General features: G+C 71.3%; 21 protein-coding genes and 1 tRNA gene. 9 read left to right on the forward strand and 13 right to left on the reverse strand.

Translation table 11 applies throughout. The features are described 5' to 3' along the window. The first annotated feature begins 324 nt into the window (after nucleotides 1-324). Nucleotides 325-630 (forward strand): DUF6894 family protein, encoded by a 306-nt coding sequence (locus F1D61_RS12315; RefSeq protein ID WP_246775839.1) that lies wholly within the window; start codon nucleotides 325-327, stop codon nucleotides 628-630. Nucleotides 631-850: 220 nt separating this feature from the next. Here the strand turns inward: F1D61_RS12315 and F1D61_RS12320 are convergent. The 7 genes from F1D61_RS12320 to F1D61_RS12350 all read right to left on the reverse strand — a co-directional run bounded on the left by F1D61_RS12320 (nucleotide 851) and on the right by F1D61_RS12350 (nucleotide 4,657). After that, nucleotides 851-928: transfer RNA gene (locus tag F1D61_RS12320), tRNA-Pro, on the reverse strand. 72 nt (nucleotides 929-1,000) lie between these two features. Beyond that, entirely contained in the window at nucleotides 1,001-1,330 is a 330-nt protein-coding gene (locus tag F1D61_RS12325) for a DUF1330 domain-containing protein (RefSeq protein WP_203158204.1), read from the reverse strand. Beyond that, on the reverse strand, nucleotides 1,327-2,154 hold the full coding sequence (locus F1D61_RS12330; protein ID WP_203159029.1) for a helix-turn-helix domain-containing protein: 828 nt from the start codon (nucleotides 2,152-2,154) through the stop codon (nucleotides 1,327-1,329). Before F1D61_RS12330 ends, F1D61_RS12325 begins: the two co-directional genes overlap by 4 nt. Before the next feature lie 19 nt (nucleotides 2,155-2,173). Continuing rightward, the gene (locus tag F1D61_RS12335; RefSeq protein WP_203158205.1) at nucleotides 2,174-2,533 is read right to left on the reverse strand and encodes a nuclear transport factor 2 family protein; all 360 of its coding nucleotides are present in this window, start codon (nucleotides 2,531-2,533) and stop codon (nucleotides 2,174-2,176) included. Between the two features lie 93 nt (nucleotides 2,534-2,626). Continuing rightward, nucleotides 2,627-3,253: a hypothetical protein gene (locus tag F1D61_RS12340; RefSeq protein ID WP_203158206.1), complete on the reverse strand. Its 627-nt coding sequence runs from the start codon at nucleotides 3,251-3,253 to the stop codon at nucleotides 2,627-2,629. Further along, nucleotides 3,253-4,044, reverse strand: a complete 792-nt coding sequence (locus tag F1D61_RS12345; RefSeq protein WP_432443301.1) for a TPM domain-containing protein — start codon at nucleotides 4,042-4,044, stop codon at nucleotides 3,253-3,255. Before F1D61_RS12345 ends, F1D61_RS12340 begins: the two co-directional genes overlap by 1 nt. Before the next feature lie 7 nt (nucleotides 4,045-4,051). Further along, on the reverse strand, nucleotides 4,052-4,657 hold the full coding sequence (locus tag F1D61_RS12350; protein WP_203158210.1) for a LemA family protein: 606 nt from the start codon (nucleotides 4,655-4,657) through the stop codon (nucleotides 4,052-4,054). A 327-nt stretch (nucleotides 4,658-4,984) separates the two neighbouring features. On the opposite strand from F1D61_RS12350, the gene F1D61_RS12355 reads away from it, so the two are divergent. Continuing rightward, entirely contained in the window at nucleotides 4,985-5,845 is an 861-nt protein-coding gene (locus F1D61_RS12355; protein WP_432443302.1) for a hypothetical protein, read from the forward strand. 9 nt (nucleotides 5,846-5,854) lie between these two features. Here F1D61_RS12355 and F1D61_RS12360 read toward each other — a convergent pair whose 3' ends face one another. From F1D61_RS12360 to F1D61_RS12370, 3 genes are all read right to left on the reverse strand, one after another. After that, complete coding sequence (locus tag F1D61_RS12360) at nucleotides 5,855-6,139, reverse strand: hypothetical protein (RefSeq protein WP_432443257.1); 285 nt, start codon at nucleotides 6,137-6,139, stop codon at nucleotides 5,855-5,857. A gap of 163 nt (nucleotides 6,140-6,302) precedes the next feature. Beyond that, nucleotides 6,303-6,800: a peptide deformylase gene (locus F1D61_RS12365; protein ID WP_203158214.1), complete on the reverse strand. Its 498-nt coding sequence runs from the start codon at nucleotides 6,798-6,800 to the stop codon at nucleotides 6,303-6,305. 15 nt (nucleotides 6,801-6,815) lie between these two features. Further along, entirely contained in the window at nucleotides 6,816-6,986 is a 171-nt protein-coding gene (locus F1D61_RS12370; RefSeq protein ID WP_203158215.1) for a hypothetical protein, read from the reverse strand. Nucleotides 6,987-7,148: 162 nt separating this feature from the next. Between F1D61_RS12370 and F1D61_RS12375 the strand changes: the two genes are divergently transcribed. From F1D61_RS12375 to F1D61_RS12405, 7 genes are all read left to right on the forward strand, one after another. Then, on the forward strand, nucleotides 7,149-8,699 hold the full coding sequence (locus F1D61_RS12375; RefSeq protein WP_203158217.1) for a Do family serine endopeptidase: 1,551 nt from the start codon (nucleotides 7,149-7,151) through the stop codon (nucleotides 8,697-8,699). A 233-nt stretch (nucleotides 8,700-8,932) separates the two neighbouring features. Continuing rightward, the gene (locus tag F1D61_RS12380; RefSeq protein WP_203158219.1) at nucleotides 8,933-9,190 is read left to right on the forward strand and encodes a DUF433 domain-containing protein; all 258 of its coding nucleotides are present in this window, start codon (nucleotides 8,933-8,935) and stop codon (nucleotides 9,188-9,190) included. Beyond that, the gene (locus F1D61_RS12385; RefSeq protein ID WP_203158221.1) at nucleotides 9,187-9,591 is read left to right on the forward strand and encodes a hypothetical protein; all 405 of its coding nucleotides are present in this window, start codon (nucleotides 9,187-9,189) and stop codon (nucleotides 9,589-9,591) included. The genes F1D61_RS12380 and F1D61_RS12385 overlap by 4 nt, the downstream gene beginning before the upstream one ends. Before the next feature lie 285 nt (nucleotides 9,592-9,876). After that, nucleotides 9,877-10,389: a hypothetical protein gene (locus F1D61_RS12390; RefSeq protein ID WP_203158222.1), complete on the forward strand. Its 513-nt coding sequence runs from the start codon at nucleotides 9,877-9,879 to the stop codon at nucleotides 10,387-10,389. 236 nt (nucleotides 10,390-10,625) lie between these two features. Beyond that, nucleotides 10,626-10,853, forward strand: coding sequence for a hypothetical protein (locus F1D61_RS12395; protein WP_203158224.1), 228 nt, complete (start codon nucleotides 10,626-10,628; stop codon nucleotides 10,851-10,853). Next, nucleotides 10,850-11,137 (forward strand): type II toxin-antitoxin system RelE/ParE family toxin, encoded by a 288-nt coding sequence (locus tag F1D61_RS12400; RefSeq protein ID WP_246775840.1) that lies wholly within the window; start codon nucleotides 10,850-10,852, stop codon nucleotides 11,135-11,137. The genes F1D61_RS12395 and F1D61_RS12400 overlap by 4 nt, the downstream gene beginning before the upstream one ends. 52 nt (nucleotides 11,138-11,189) lie before the next feature. Further along, a complete protein-coding gene (locus F1D61_RS12405) occupies nucleotides 11,190-11,528 on the forward strand; it encodes a cupin domain-containing protein (protein ID WP_203159031.1) in 339 nt (112 codons plus the stop codon). Here F1D61_RS12405 and F1D61_RS12410 read toward each other — a convergent pair. From F1D61_RS12410 to metG, 3 genes are read right to left on the reverse strand one after another with little or no spacing between them, the layout of a single operon-like run. Then, nucleotides 11,495-12,304 (reverse strand): MBL fold metallo-hydrolase, encoded by an 810-nt coding sequence (locus F1D61_RS12410; protein ID WP_203158228.1) that lies wholly within the window; start codon nucleotides 12,302-12,304, stop codon nucleotides 11,495-11,497. The genes F1D61_RS12405 and F1D61_RS12410 overlap by 34 nt on opposite strands. Before the next feature lie 4 nt (nucleotides 12,305-12,308). Continuing rightward, entirely contained in the window at nucleotides 12,309-13,103 is a 795-nt protein-coding gene (locus F1D61_RS12415; RefSeq protein ID WP_246775841.1) for a TatD family hydrolase, read from the reverse strand. Next, nucleotides 13,100-14,647 (reverse strand): methionine--tRNA ligase, encoded by a 1,548-nt coding sequence (gene metG / locus F1D61_RS12420; protein ID WP_203158230.1) that lies wholly within the window; start codon nucleotides 14,645-14,647, stop codon nucleotides 13,100-13,102. The genes F1D61_RS12415 and metG overlap by 4 nt, the downstream gene beginning before the upstream one ends. Nucleotides 14,648-14,797 lie beyond the last annotated feature (150 nt).

Raw genomic sequence — 14,797 nt, forward strand, 5'->3', positions numbered from 1 at the left:
ATGTCTGGGGCACTTATTATTATTGATTCAAACATTTGCCCCTCCGACAAGTTTTTTCTTTGCCTCGGCAGCGCTCCTGGATATATTTTCTGCAGCATAGTTTGGCGCGAAAGAGATGAAATCGCCGTGGTTTTCATCTCAAGGCATGAAAAAGTCGCTTTCAAAACACTTTCGTACTGAGACAACCTCATTCGCGCGTGCCTAAATTAATGAATTGTTACGAACTGCCGCAACCGAGCCGTTGCCGACCCTGAGTGCGAAACCACACCGAACATCAACAGGTCGAGAGCGTTGCAGCATAGGCACTCATAGCAGAGGATCCTTATGGGCCGCTACTACTTCGACATCCACGATGGGCAGCACCTGATCCGAGACAATGTAGGCACCGAGTGCGGCGGTCCAGATGTCATCAGGGCTGAAGCCATGACAGCCCTTCCTGCGATCGCGCGGGACACCATTCCGAAGGACGGGGATCGACAAGCGTTGACGGTGATCGTCCGAAACGCGAGCAACCTGACCGTCTATACGGCAACCTTGACCTTCGCGAGCATCTGGTTAGGAGAAGAGATGCCGCCTACGTCCGACGACCTCGATCGAGCGGAGCACTCACCTCTTCTCTGGACCCCGTGACCCACCTGGGCCGTCCGCTTTCCACCCTCAGCAGCCCTTCGTAAGGCTCGGCTGATCGGGTTCATAAGCCGACGTTGAACGGCAATGCGGCGAGAACGTACAGGGCGACCACGAGGCCAAAAACAAAAAGCGCCCCAATCGGAGCGCTGAACCTTGCAAACCGTTTTGCGAACCGAGGGTCTGGCACCCTCAAGAACCAAGCCTAGGTGCTTGATTGATATGGTCGGAGCGAGAGGATTCGAACCTCCGACCCCTAGTCCCCCAGACTAGTGCGCTAACCGGGCTGCGCTACGCTCCGACGCCCCCGAGAGGGCGAGCGGGGTATTAGCGCCGCGCTCGGCTTCGCGCAAGCCCCTTCGTGCCCGGCGGCTCAGCCGGCGAGGACATCGGGGGCGCGGTGGTCGACGGGGACGCCGTCGATCAGGAAGGCGATGCCGTCGGAATGGGCCGTGCGCAGGGGCAGGATCGCCCGGTAGGCGGGGGACTCGTACCAGGCGCGGGCCCGGGCGCGGTCCGGGAAGGCGATGACGACGAGGTCGCCGGAAAAGTCGCCCTCGAGCGGCTCGGGGCGGGCGCCGTGGATGAGGAAGCGGCCGCCGAACGGCGCCAGGGTGGCGTCGATGCGCGCGAGATAGCTGGCGATCGCGGGGCCGAGGGCGACCTGGCGCAGATGGGCGACGGCATAGGCGGGGAGCGTCATGGGGGCGTCTCTCCTGGTTCTGGTCCAGCCTGCCCGCGCGGCGGGGCGAGGCGGTGGAGCAGGGCGGCGGTCTCGGGATCGGCGGGGAAGAAGGCCTCGACGGCGAGTTCCGCCAGGGTGATGTCGACGGGCGTGCCGAACACCGTGGTGGTCGACAGGAACGACAGGCGGCCCGCCGGCACGGCGAGGGTGAGGGGGACCGCCAGCCCGGCGCCGTCGCCCGGATCGTCCGGGGCTTCGGGTGCGGGATAGGCGGAGAGTTCGTCCAGGAGCCGGGCGAGGACGGGGTCGCCGCTGGCCGCGATCTGCTGGCGCAGGCGGTCGCGGAGATGGGCGCGCCATTCGCCCAGGTTGAGGATGCGCGGCGCCAGGCCGCCGGGATGCAGGCTGAGCCGCAGCACGTTCACCGGCGGGGCGAGGAGGGCGGGATCGACGCCGTCGAGGAGCGGGGCGAGGGCGGCGTTGGCGGCGAGCAGGGTCCAGTGGCGGTCGACCGCGAGGGCCGGGTAGGGGGCGTGGCCATCGAGGATCCGCGCCACCGCCCGACGCGCCGGGGCCAAAGCCGGATCGTCGAGGGCGCGCTCGGCGAAGACCGGGGCGTAGCCGGCGGCAAGCAGCAGGGCGTTGCGCTCGCGTAAGGGGATGCTCAAGCGCTCGGCGAGGTGGAGCAGCATCGCCCGGCTCGGCCGGGCGCGGCCGCTCTCGAGGCAGCTCAGGTGGCGCTGGGAGATCTCCGCCTCCAGCGCCAGGGCGAGCTGGCTCAGGTGCCGGCGCCGGCGCCAGGCCCGCAGGATGTCGCCCGGCGGGCCGGCGGTGCCGAGGATCACGGGGGGCGCCCGCCCGTCAGGCCGGCACCCGGTCGAGGAAGCCGGTCACCTCGGCGAGGCGGCCGCCCTCCAGGGTGGCGAAGTCGGTACCCTCGACCACGCCATCGCCCCCCTCGGGCGCGAGCGCCCAGGAGAAGCGCAGGTGATCGCCGTAGCCGTCGGGCCGGCCGGCGAGGCGGAAGCGCAAACCGGGGAAGCGGGCCTGCACCGCGCCGATCAGGGCGTCGAGCCCGTCATGGCCCTCGCCGGCCATCAGCGGGTCGCGGTAGCGGGCGCCCTCGGTGAAGGTCTCGGCGAGGAGGGCGCGGCGGCGGGTGGGATCGGTCTCGTTCCAGGTCGCGAGGTAGCGGGCGGCGAGGGCGGCGGGGTCGGTCATCGGTGCGTCCTTCCTCCGGGTGGGGACGGGAGGAGAATGGACGGGGGAGCGGGCGCCCGTCGATGACCTGCGAGGTCATCATCGGGCACGCGCCTACTCGGTCACGATCACCCGGTTCGGCAATTCGTCGGCGTCGCCGGGCTGCGGCGGGGCGGATTCGGCCAGGATCGCGCCGGCCGCCGCCACCGCCCGCACCAAGCCTTCCGCCAGGGCGTCGCGGCGCAAGGCCGCCACGAGGTCGTCCAGCACCGGCCGCCAGGAATCGGGGGCGGCGCCGACCCCGATATCGGTCACCACGTCGGCGTAGCGCTCGGCAAGCGCGACGTAGATCAGCACGCCGGTGCGGCCGCTGGTGCGGGCGAGGCCGCGGGCGCGGAACTCGTGCTGGGCGGCGGCCCGGGCGCGGGCGCGGCGAAGGAAGCGGGGCAGGGCGCGGGGCAGGCGGGCGAGGCAGGGGCCGGCAGCCAGGCCGACGAGCAGCGCCAGGGCGACGACGAGCTGGATCAGGAAGATCCGGGTGGCGGAAAGCCCGGTGAGGAGGATCATCGGCCAGGGCACGATGAGGCCGCCCGCGAGCGCCAGCGCCGGCGGCAGGCTGCGATAGGCGCCGGAGCGGGCCGCCACCATCACGACGATCTCGCCCGCCGTGCCGCGCTCGGCCGCCGCGATCGCCGCGGCGATGCGGGCGCGCTCCGCCTCGCCCAGGGTCATTGTCGGCATCACCAGTCTCCCGAGGCCCCGCCGCCGCCGGACGAGCCGCCCCCGCCCGAGAAGCCGCCACCGCCGCCGAAGCTCCCGCCGCCGCCGAAGCCGCCACCAAGCCCGCCGCCGAACCCGCCACCCGGCGGGCCGGGCACGACGATCCAGTTGCCGGTGCGGCGGCGATGCGGCCTGCCCGGGCCGCCGCCCCCGCCGGTGAGGAGCCGGACGAGGACGAAGCCGACCACCACGAGCAGGATCAGCACCAGGACCGGATCGAGGCCGCCGCCGGAATCCTCCCGCACCTCGGCCCGGCGCTGCCACTCGGCGGCGTCGCCGGAGAGGATGCCGAGGATCCCGTCGATGCCGGCCCGGATGCCGCCGGGAAAATCCCCGGCCTTGAACTTCGGCGCCACCGCGCTCGCGATGATCACCTTGGTCAGGGCGTCGGTGAGCGCCCCTTCGAGGCCGTAGCCGACCTCGATCCGCACCTTGCGCTCGGTGGGGGCGACGAGGAACAGGACGCCGTTGTTGCGCGCCTTGGTGCCGAGGCCCCAGGCGCGGAACAGGCGGTTGGCAAAATCCTCGACCGAGGTGCCCTGGAGCGAGGGCACGGTGGCGACCACGACCTGGTCGGTGGTCTTGTCCTCGTGCGCCTTCAGCGTCTCGGCGAGCGCCGCCTTGTCCTCCGGCCGCAGCAGGCCGGCCCCGTCGACCACCCGGCCGGTGAGCGGCGGCAGGTCGAGGGCGCAGGCCGCCCCGGCCCAGAGGATCAGCAGGAGGGCGAGGACCGCGCCCGCAGGGCCGCGCATCATCGCCCTAGAACTTCACGTTCGGCGGGCGGCTGGCATCGGGGGTGGCGGTGAAGGCCTCCATGGGCTTGGCATCGGGATAGAGGGTGGAGGCGATCCAGCGGCCCGGGACGGTGCGGATCTCGGTATTGTAGGCCTGCACCGCCTGGATGTAGTCGCGCCGCGCCACCGCGATGCGGTTCTCGGTGCCCTCGAGCTGCGATTGCAGGGCGAGGAAGTTGGCGTTCGACTTCAGGTCGGGATAGCGCTCGACGGTGACGAGGAGGCGCCCGAGCGCGCCGGAGAGCTGGTTCTGGGCATCCTGGAACTCGCGGAACTTCTGCGGGTCGCTCACCGTCGAGGCATCGACCTTGACCGAGCTCGCCCTGGCGCGGGCCTCGGTGACCTGCACCAGCACGTCCTTCTCCTGCTGGGCGTAGCCCTTCACGGTCTCGACGAGGTTGGGGATCAGGTCGGCGCGGCGCTGGTACTGGTTCTGCACCTCGCCCCAGCGCGACTTCGCCGCCTCCTCCAGGGTCGGCACCCGGTTGACCGCGTCGCAGGCCGTGAGGGTGGTGGCGAGGCTGAGCGCCACGAGGGCGAGGCGCAGGCGGCCGAGGAGGGAGGCGGTCATGGCGGGCGGCGAAGCTCCTGAGATCGGGGGCGGCGCCTCCCGGCGCCGCGAGCGTTGCCGTGGTCACATAGGCGGCATTCCGCCGCGGACCAGCCGGGAGGGCGCCGGGATTGGCCCGCGCGCTCCCGCGGATTGTGTGTGGCGACGCTCTGGCGTTATGCCCTGGCCGCGGCCGGCGCGGGCCGATTCGGGACCGGCATGGCGAAAACAGCGGCCACAACGACCCAGGCCAGGACGATTCCGGTGCAGGCGAAACCGGGCAAGCCGAAACCGGCCGAGGCGAAACCGCCAAGGACGCCCAAGCCGACCCTGGCGGAGCGGCTGCCGGTGTCGGCGGCGGACGGACCGGCGGGCACGCCGCCCTCGGCGGCCTCCTTGTGGCGCGAGGCGCGCAACGCGGCCGCCCGGGCGCGGCTGGAAAAGTCCCTGCCGGCGGTGTTCCCGCTCCCGGTGCTGCGCCACGCCCTGTCGCGCCCCCTGGTGCCGCCGACGCCGCGGCTCGCCGTCGAGAGCTACTGGCGCCACCACATCCTGCGGGCCGACCGGCTGGCCCGGGCGCTCGCCGCCGCCTCCGGCCAGCCGGAGGGCTGGACCTGGCGCCTCGGCACCTGGAACCCGGAGGAACGGCGTCCCGACAAGAGGCGCCGCGGCAAGGCCGTGGAGGACTTGTCCGAGGCGGCGCTCGCCGAGAAGGGGCTGGCCTTCAGCTTCCGGATGCCGCCGGCGCCGTTCCGCGAGGGCCCGTTTGCCCGGGGCAAGGGGCATTGCTGCATCTGCGGCCAGCCGGTCTACCGCTTCGGCTGGCACCGCGACCTGTGGGGGACGGGCACGCCCAACCGCAACGCCGCCTGGCACGCGGCCTGCGTCACCGCCTGGAAGTTCTGGATCGCGCCGGCCGACCACGTGAAGGAGCTGAAGCGCCGCCAGGGCCATCGCTGCGCCCAGTCGGGCAAGCGCCTGCTGAAGACGGCCGAGGTCGACCACCGGGTGCCGCTCTACCGGATCTGGCGCGAGGAGCGGGCGCGGCCCTGGCCCGAGCTCCTGGGCTACTGGGGCCTGCCGAACCTCCAGGTGGTCAACCGGGCGATCCACGCCGACAAATGCGCGGCGGAGGCCGGGGAGCGGGCGAGCGTGCGGCGGCGGGCGACCGAGCCGGAGGCGGGCGATCCCGCCGCCGGCGCGGAGTAGGGTTCCGGCTCAGCGCGGGAAGAGATGCAGCCCGTCATCCGGGAGCAGGTTGCGGGCCGGGCCACCGGTCTGCTGCCCGCCGCCCTGCTGGTAGGCGGGCAGTTCGGGACGGCGGTCGTTGCCGCCGCCGGTGTCGTAGGCCCAGGGCGGCGACCAGGGCGCGCGGCCGCCGACCGTGCCGGTGGCATCGATGTCGCGCGGGCCGTAGCGGTCATACGGGTTGGGCTGGGCGGAGGCCGCGAGCGTCGTCGCCAGCAGGGCGGCGGGGATCAGGAGCATCCGGAGGGGGCGCATCGGCATCCTTTCCGAGAGATGGGGGGGGCCGCCGGAGGCGGCCGGACTGCCGAGATAACGGCCAGGCTGGGCCTGCCGTTCCGGCACCGGCGGGATGTGCCACCCTGTGACCGGCCCGGTTAAGGTTTTCTCGCGAGGGTGGCGTCGGCCCCGTCGCAGCGTTTCACTGCCGCCGCAGCTTGGCGTAGCGCTTGAGCACCCGCTCGCGCTTGAGGCGCGACAATCGCTCGATCCAGAACAGGCCGTCGAGCTGGTCGATCTCGTGCTGCAGGCAGGCGGCGGCGAAACCCTCCTCCTCGGCCTCGTGCGCCGTGCCGTCGAGGTCGTGCCAGCGCACCCGCACCCGGGCCGGGCGCTCGACCTCCTCGTCGACCCCCGGCATCGAGACGCTGCCCTCGCGGTGGCGGGCGGTCTCGGGCGAGGCCCAGACCAGTTCCGGGTTGACGTAGGTCCGCGGCGCGAAGTCGAGCGTCGTCCGGATGACGGTCAGCCGCACGGGCGCGCCGACATGCGGGCCGGTGAGGCCGAGCGCCGAGACCGACCGCAGCGTGTCGAGGAGGTCGCCCGCGACGGCCCGCAAGGCCTCGTCGAAGGCCGTGACCGGCGGCGCGGGCAGACGCAGGCGCGGGTCAGGGTAGAGCACCAGGGGGAGGGCGGTCATCGGGGGTTCGATCTTTCAGCGGGTGTGGAACGAGTCGGGCCACAGGCCGGCCCGCTCGATGCCGACGACCAGCACCACCACGGCGAGGGCGACCGCGAGGGCGACCAGCAGGTTGCGGCCCGGCACGCCCCGGGCGATCAGCACGAGCACCAGCAGCAGGGAGATGACCGAGACGACGACGTCCATGGGAATCCTTGGGGTGCGAGGGGTCGAGGCGACCCGGCCGGGCGTCCGGTGCCTGACCAAACCGTAATCTTCGGGCCACGGCGCAGTCAGGCCCGCCGACCATAATGGCTCCATCGAACGGCAGCGAGCGCCGCCTTCGCCAGACGGAGCCTCAAGACACCGATGTCCCAGACCAGCCAGACTTCCCGCGAGACCTCCTCCGAGCCCCGCCGCCTCCACCGCAAGGCCCTCGCCTCCGTGGCCGCCGTGACCCTGGTGGCCACCGGGGCGCTCGGCACCGCCATCCTGCCCTCCAGCACCCCGGCCTACGCCCAGGCCCTGCCGCAGACCCCGATCACCACGGCCGAGCATCCTCCGGGCAGCTTCGCGCCGATCGTCAACCGGGTGAAGCCGGGCGTGGTCTCGGTGAAGGTGAAGCTGAAGGACGACGCCTCGGACGACGAGGAGGGCGGCGGCCAGCCGAACCTCCAGAACGTGCCGCCGCAGCTGCGCGACTTCTTCCGCCGCTTCGGCGAGGGCGGCCCGGGCGGCGGCATGCAGCGCCCGCAGCGCCGCGGCGGCGGCGCGGCGCAAGGCTCGGGCTTCTTCATCTCGGCCGACGGCTACGTGGTGACCAACAACCACGTGGTGAACAACGCCAAGTCGGTCGAGGTCACCCTCGATGACGGCCGCACCCTGCCGGCCAAGATCATCGGCACCGACCCGAAGACCGATCTCGCCCTGCTCAAGGTCACCGACGGCGCACCGTTCCCCTACGTGAAGCTGTCGCACGGCGCGCCGCAGGTCGGCGACTGGGTGGTGGCGATCGGCAACCCGTTCGGCCTCGGCGGGACGGTGACCGCCGGCATCGTCTCGGCCCGCGGCCGCGACATCGGCGCCGGCCCCTACGACGACTTCCTGCAGATCGACGCGCCGATCAACAAGGGCAATTCAGGCGGGCCGACCTTCGACGTCAAGGGCGAGGTGGTGGGCGTGAACACCGCGATCGCCTCGCCGTCCGGCGGCAATGTGGGCCTGGCCTTCGCGATCCCGTCCGAGACGGTGCAGGCGGTGGTCGACCAGCTGCGCGCCGACGGCAAGGTCGCCCGCGGCTATCTCGGCCTCCAGATCCAGCCGGTGACGAAGGACATCGCCGACAGCCTCGGCCTCGACAAGGCCAAGGGGGCCCTGGTCAACAGCGCCCAGGACGGCACCCCCGCCGCCAAGGCCGGGCTGAAGGCCGGCGACATCGTGCAGGCGGTGAACGGCGAGCCGGTGACCGATGCCCGCGAGCTGTCGCGCAAGATCGCCTCGCTGAAGCCCGGCACCAAGGTGGATCTCGCCTATGTCCGGAGCGGCAAGACCGAGACCGCCCAGGTGACCCTCGGCACGCTGCCGAACGACACCAAGGTGGCGAGCGCCAACGACAACGGCAGCCGCGGCGACAGCCAGCCGCGGCTGGGCCTGAGCCTCGCCCCGGCGGCCCAGGTCGGCGCCGGCCAGGAGGGCGTCGCGGTGGTGGGCGTCGATCCCGACGGCCCGGCGGCGGCCAAGGGCATCCAGGAGGGCGACGTCATCCTCGATGTCGGCGGCCAGCCGGTCTCGACCCTGTCCGAGGTCGCCGGCCGCATCCGCGCCGCGGAGAGCGACGGCCGCAAGGCGGTGCTGATGCGGATCAAGAACGACAAGGGCACCCGCTTCGTCGCGATCGGCCTGCAGAGCAAGAACGGCTGATCCCGGCTTTCGGTCACGCATGTGAGCGCCGGCCCCGCGAGGGGCCGGCGTTCTCGTGTCTCGGGCCACTCGTTGCGCGCTGTGCCCGTGGCGGAAGGCGTCCCGACGACGCTCATCAGGTCGTGCGGCAACTTCCGAAGCGCTGGGGGCAGGGGCCTGACGCAGGCACAGGAAGGGGCTATCCTGCACCCGGGAGCAGCATCTCCCACATGCGACACGGCAGGAGCCGTACGATGACGCCCCCCCGATCGCCCAATACGCCGGCAGCGCGCCAGTCCCTTGACGACATCGTGGTCTCGAACCCGGCGATCCTCGCGGGCCGCCGGGTCTTTCGCGGCACGCGCGTGCCGGTCGAGGTGGTGTTCGAGAACCTGGCCGACGGCCTGTCCCTGGACGAGATCCTGGACACCTACGAGGCCTTGAACCGGGACGACGTCGTAGCCGTGCTCGAATTCGCCGCGCAGGCAGTCGCCGGGCCGAGGGCGGCGTGAGGACGGTCGTCGACGAGGGTGTTCCACGCCAACTCGTCCAAGCCCTGCGCGATCATGGAATCGACGCCAACCGCTTCCCCCGCCACTGGGCGGCACTCGGCAACGGCGCACTGCTCAAGACGATCGAGGAGGCCGGCTTCTCGGTGCTCGTCACCAACGACAAGAACATGGCCCATCAGCAGAGCCTCCAGGGCCGCTCCATCGCGGTCGTGGCGCTGCCATACAACAAGCGACGCCTGATCCTGGAGCGGGTCGAGGCCATCGCGGATACGATCACGCACGCGAGGCCTGGCGAGCACGTCGTTATCTGCCTGGATGGGCGACGTCTCATCCACTCTGTCATCAATGGCATGCCTGTCTCGCGCGAATTGCCGGCCGTCGCACCATTCAAGGCGCGCTGAAAGAGGATGCGCCTCGTCGAGCGGACGACTCTTCGTCCGGATACTCTTGGTCAGACCGTCTCGCGCACATTGGCAGCCGGTAGGCTGTTCACGATGCGCGGCGCCGGGCTCGACGCCGCAAATCGACACTTAATCCCGGATTTTCGGCCTCTGCGTCACGATCAAGCACCGCGGAACCACGGTTTCTCCCTGGGCTTCCCCTGCACGAGGACGGGGCGCGCCCAACGAGCCGCGCCCCGGACTGCCCCCGCCCAAGCATCGACGCAAGCATCGACGGAGCAGCCCTTGACCATCTCGAGCCGCCAGGAAGCCCGCTTGCTGACCGCCGACGAGGCCGATCTCGTCGGCCGGTCGCATCATCCCCGCATCCAGGACGTCGCCGACCGCGACCTCGACGACCTGATCCGCCGCCTGCGCGAGCGCCGGGACCGGGCGCGCGGCATTGCCCACCGCCAGCGCCGCGAGATCCGCGGGCGGGCGGCGCCCTCGGGCGCGCGGCCGGCCTCGGACGATACCGGCTCGCGGCAGAAGGCGGGGCTGCTCGCCTCGGCGGTCAAGCGCGCCAACAAGGAGCGGGAGCGCCGCCGCACCGCCGCGGCCCGCGGCAGCCTGGTCTCCCATGCCCGGCGCGCCCTGGCGCTGCGGCGGGAAGCCGGCGATCCGGCCGCCCACCGGCCGGACTCGCGCACCGCGCACGAGGGCATGACCCCGATCCCGAACGAGGGCCTGGCCCCGTCCGGCGCGCTCCGGCAGGAGGGACAGGAGATCGCCATGCGCCGGGGCGGCGGGCCGCGCTGAGGCTTTCGGGCGATGCGGCTTTCGGGGCGTTCCGGGGGCCGTGTCGCGACCTTCACAAGCCGGGCGAGGGGCCGATCCGCTCGCCCGAACCCTCTGCACGGACCCACCACACGCGATTCGCATAAGGTATCTTATGGAACCAACGATCTGGTCCAGGACATCGGATACGGGCTTTGCAGAGCCGGTGGCGCTCTGTCTGCCTTCTCACCCGTGCGAATCAGGAGCATGATGATGTCATGACCGACCTTCTCGAACGAGCCATCGAGCGCGCCCGCGCACTCCCGCCCGAAACGCAGGACGAGGTTGCTCGGGCCATGCTGGTCGTCCTCGACGACGAGCAAACCCTTGTCGTTCTCAGCCCCGAGGAGAAGGCTTCGTTCGCCAAGTCCCTCGCGCAGGCAGCCCGGGGCGAGTTCGCGAGCGACGAGCGGATACGGGCCATGTGGGCGAAGCACGGCCTGTGAGGCTCCGCTACACGCCCGAGGCGGCGGACGAGTTCGAGCAGATCCTGGATGAGATCTCTGCGACGTCCCCGCTCAGCGGACGCCGCGTTCAGGCCCGCATCCAGGCGGCGACCGATCGTCTTCTCGAACAACCCCACAATGGACCGCCGACCGACCTTCGGCCCATGCGCCGGATCCTGGCCAGGCCTTACCTGATCTTCTACGTCGTGACCAAGGACGAGGTCGTCGTGGTCGGCATCCGTCACGGTGCCCGCGACCCCGCGACGATGCCGGACGCGCCATGACGAACGATACAGATCGGAGCGCGCCCCCCCGACCGCCAACCTCTTTTCCGGCCTGCCCGCGACGCCGCTGCCCGACGAGCGGGTCGACCTCCTGGCCCGAACCCCGCACGCCCGCATCGAGCGGATCGTCTCCACCGGCCAGGCCAGCCCGCCGGGCTTCTGGTACGACCAGCCCTGGGACGAGTGGGTCGTGCTGCTCTCAGGCGGCGCCGGCCTGCACCTGCACGGCGAGACCGAGCCCCGGCGGCTCGGCCCCGGCGACCATCTGATGATCCCGGCGCATCGGCGCCACCGGGTCGAATGGACCAGCCCCGACGGGCCGACGGTCTGGCTCGCGGTCCATCTCCGGCCGGCGGATCAGCCGTCGACCGTGACCGACAGCCCGTCATAGGCCGGAACCACCCCGGGCGGCAGGCGCCGGCGCAAGGTCTCGTAGTCGAGGTCGGTGTGGAGGTTGGTCAGGATGGCGCGGCGCGGCGCCACCTCCTCGATCAGCGCCAGGGCGTCCGAGACCGAGAAATGGGTCGGGTGCTGCGTGTCGCGCAGCGCATCGATGATCAGGAGGTCGAGGTTGCGCAAACGGGCCTTGGCGGCGTCCGGCATGGTGCTGACGTCCGGCGCGTAGGCCGCATCGGCGAAGCGAAAGCCCAAGGCCTTCTCCTCGGGCCCGTGCTCCATCGTGAAGGCGGTCGCCGTCACCGGCCCGCCGGGTCCCTCGACGGTCACCGGCGCGCCGGCCTCGAGCGCGTGCAGGTCGAGGATCGGCGGGTAGAGGCTGCCGTCCCGGGAGGTGAAGCAATAGGCGAAGCGGGCCTTGAGCAGCGCGGTGGTGTCCGCGTCGGCATGGACCGGGATGCGCCGGCGCATGTGGATCACCAGCGGGCGCACGTCGTCGATGCCGTGGGTGTGGTCGGCGTGGGAATGGGTGAACAGGATGCCGTCGAGGCGCTGCACCGCGGCGTCGAGGAGCTGCTCGCGCAGGTCCGGCGAGGTGTCGACGAGGACGGTGGTCGCCTGTGCGTCCGCGTCCCGGCGCTCGACCAGGAGCGAGCAGCGCCGGCGCCGGTTGCGGGAATCGGCCGGGTCGCAGGCGCCCCAGCCGTAGCCGACCCGCGGCACGCCGCCCGAGGAGCCGCAGCCCAGGATGCGAAGGGTCAGGGTCGGCATGCGGTCAGAGCCCTCGGCTGTGCGCGGCGGCCTTGTCGAACAGGCGGTCGAAATTGGCGGTGGTGAGCCGCGCGAGGTCGTCGGGGGTGAGCCCGACGGTCTCGGCCAGCACCCGGGCGGTGTCGGCGACGAAGGCCGGCTCGTTCGGCCGGCCGCGATGCGGCACCGGCGCGAGATAGGGCGCGTCGGTCTCGACCAGGAGGCGGTCGTGCGGGACGCCCTTGGCGATCGACCGGATCTCGTCCGAGTTGCGGAAGGTGACGATGCCGGAGAACGACACGAACAGGCCGAGCTCGACCCCGATTTCGGCCAGCCGCCGCCCCGACGAGAAGCAGTGCAGCACCGCCTTGAACGGCCCGCGCGCCATCTCCTCGGTGAGGATGCTGGCGACGTCCTCGTCCGCCTCGCGGGCATGGATGACGAGCGGCAGCCCGCTCTCTCGCGCCGCCGCGATGTGGGTGCGGAAAACCTTCGTCTGCACGTCCCGCGGTGCGGTGTCGTAATGGTAGTCGAGCCCGGCCTCGCCGATGCCGATGCAGCGCGGGTGGCGCGACAGGGCGACGATCTCGCTCGCCGGCACGTCCGGCTCCTCGCCCGCCTGGTGCGGGTGGGTGCCGATCGTGAAGAAGACCTCCGGGTGCGCCTCGCTCAGAGCCCGGTAGGTCTCGAACCGGGCGACCCGGGTCGAGATCGTCACCATCCGGTCGATCCCGGCCGCCTTGGCGCGAGCCAGCACCTCGGGCAGGCGCTCGACGAGGCCGGGCGAATCGAGATGGCAGTGACTGTCGACCAGGCTCACGCCTCGGGCTCCACGTAGCGCGGGAAGATCGGGCTCGGCGCCGGCAGGCTCGTGCCGGGCACGAGGCGCCTTGCCGGCCCGACATCGGCGAGCTTGCGCGCCTCGGGCGCCACCGCCAGAAGGTCGAGGAGCCGGGCGGCGGCGCTCGGGATGAAGGGCTGGACCAGGATGCCGACCGCCCGCAGCACCTCGGCGGTGGTGTACAGCACCGCCTCCATCCGGGCCGGATCGGTCTTGCGCAGCGCCCACGGCTCCTGGCCGGCGAAGTAGCGGTTGGCCTCGGCCACCACGGCCCAGATCTCGGCCAGCACCGCGTGCAGGGCGAGGTCCTGCATCAGCCCCCTCGCCTTCTCCGGCAGCGCGTCGGCGAGCGCGAGCAGCGCCTTGTCGGCCGAGGACGGTTCACCCGCCTTCGGAACCTGCCCCCCGCAATTGCGGGCGATCATGGTCAGCGAGCGCTGGGCGAGGTTGCCGATGTCGTTGGCGAGGTCGGCGTTGAGCCGGTTGACGATCGCCTCGTGCGAGTAGCTGCCGTCCTGGCCGAACGGGACCTCGCGCAGCACGAAGTAGCGCAAGGGATCGACGCCGTAGATGTCGGCCAGCCCCACCGGGTCGACGACGTTGCCGACGGACTTCGACATCTTCTCCCCCTTGTTGAGGAGGAAGCCGTGGCCGAAGACGCGCTTGGGGACCGGGAGGCCGGCCGACATCAGGAAGGCCGGCCAGTAGACCGCGTGGAAGCGGATGATGTCCTTGCCGATGACGTGGAGGTCCGCCGGCCAGTGGCGCCAGCGCGGATCGGCCTCGTCGGGAAAGCCGCAGGAGGTGATGTAGTTGGTCAGCGCGTCGACCCAGACATACATCACGTGGGCCGGATTGCCCGGCACCGGCACGCCCCAGTCGAAGGTGGTGCGGCTCACCGACAGGTCCTGGAGGCCGGAGCGGACGAAGCTCGTCACCTCGTTGCGGCGCGAATCGGGGCCGATGAAGTCCGGGTTCGCCTCGTAGAGGGCGAGCAGGCGCTCGCCATAGGCCGAGAGCCGGAAGAAGTAGCTCTCCTCCTCGACCCACTCGACCGGCGTGCCGGTCTTCTCGGCCCGGCGGCTGCCGTCCGGCGCCGTGACCAATTCGGATTCGTCGTAATAGGCCTCGTCGCGGACCGAGTACCAGCCGGCATACTTGGCGAGGTAGATGTCGCCGTTCTCCTCCATCCGGCGCCACAGACCTTGAGCGGCGGCGATGTGGTCGGCATCGGTGGTGCGGATGAAGCGGTCGAACGAGCAGTCGAGCCGCTCGGCCATGGTGCGGAAGCGCGGCGCCATGTCGTCGACGAAGGCGCGCGGGCTGATCCCGGCCTTGGCGGCGGTCTGCTGGATCTTGAGGCCGTGCTCGTCGGTGCCGGTGGTGAAGAACACGTCGTAGCCGTCGAGGCGCTTGAAGCGCGCGATGGCATCGGCGGCGATCACCTCGTAGGCGTGCCCGATATGCGGCACCCCGTTGGGGTACGAGATGGCGGTGGTGATGAAGTACGGCTCGCCCGCCACGACTGGTTTCCCGGATAGGAGGCTTCGGATCGGTGGAGCGCCCGAGGGGGCACCCGTTCCGAGCCTTAGAGCAAATTCGGGCGGCGGTGCCCACCCCCCGGGACGGCTGTTCCTCCTCGGCTCAGAGCCTGTTCGAGTCGTCGGACCGGA

The organism is Methylobacterium aquaticum (assembly GCF_016804325.1).
GTDB classification, from domain to species: domain Bacteria; phylum Pseudomonadota; class Alphaproteobacteria; order Rhizobiales; family Beijerinckiaceae; genus Methylobacterium; species Methylobacterium aquaticum_C.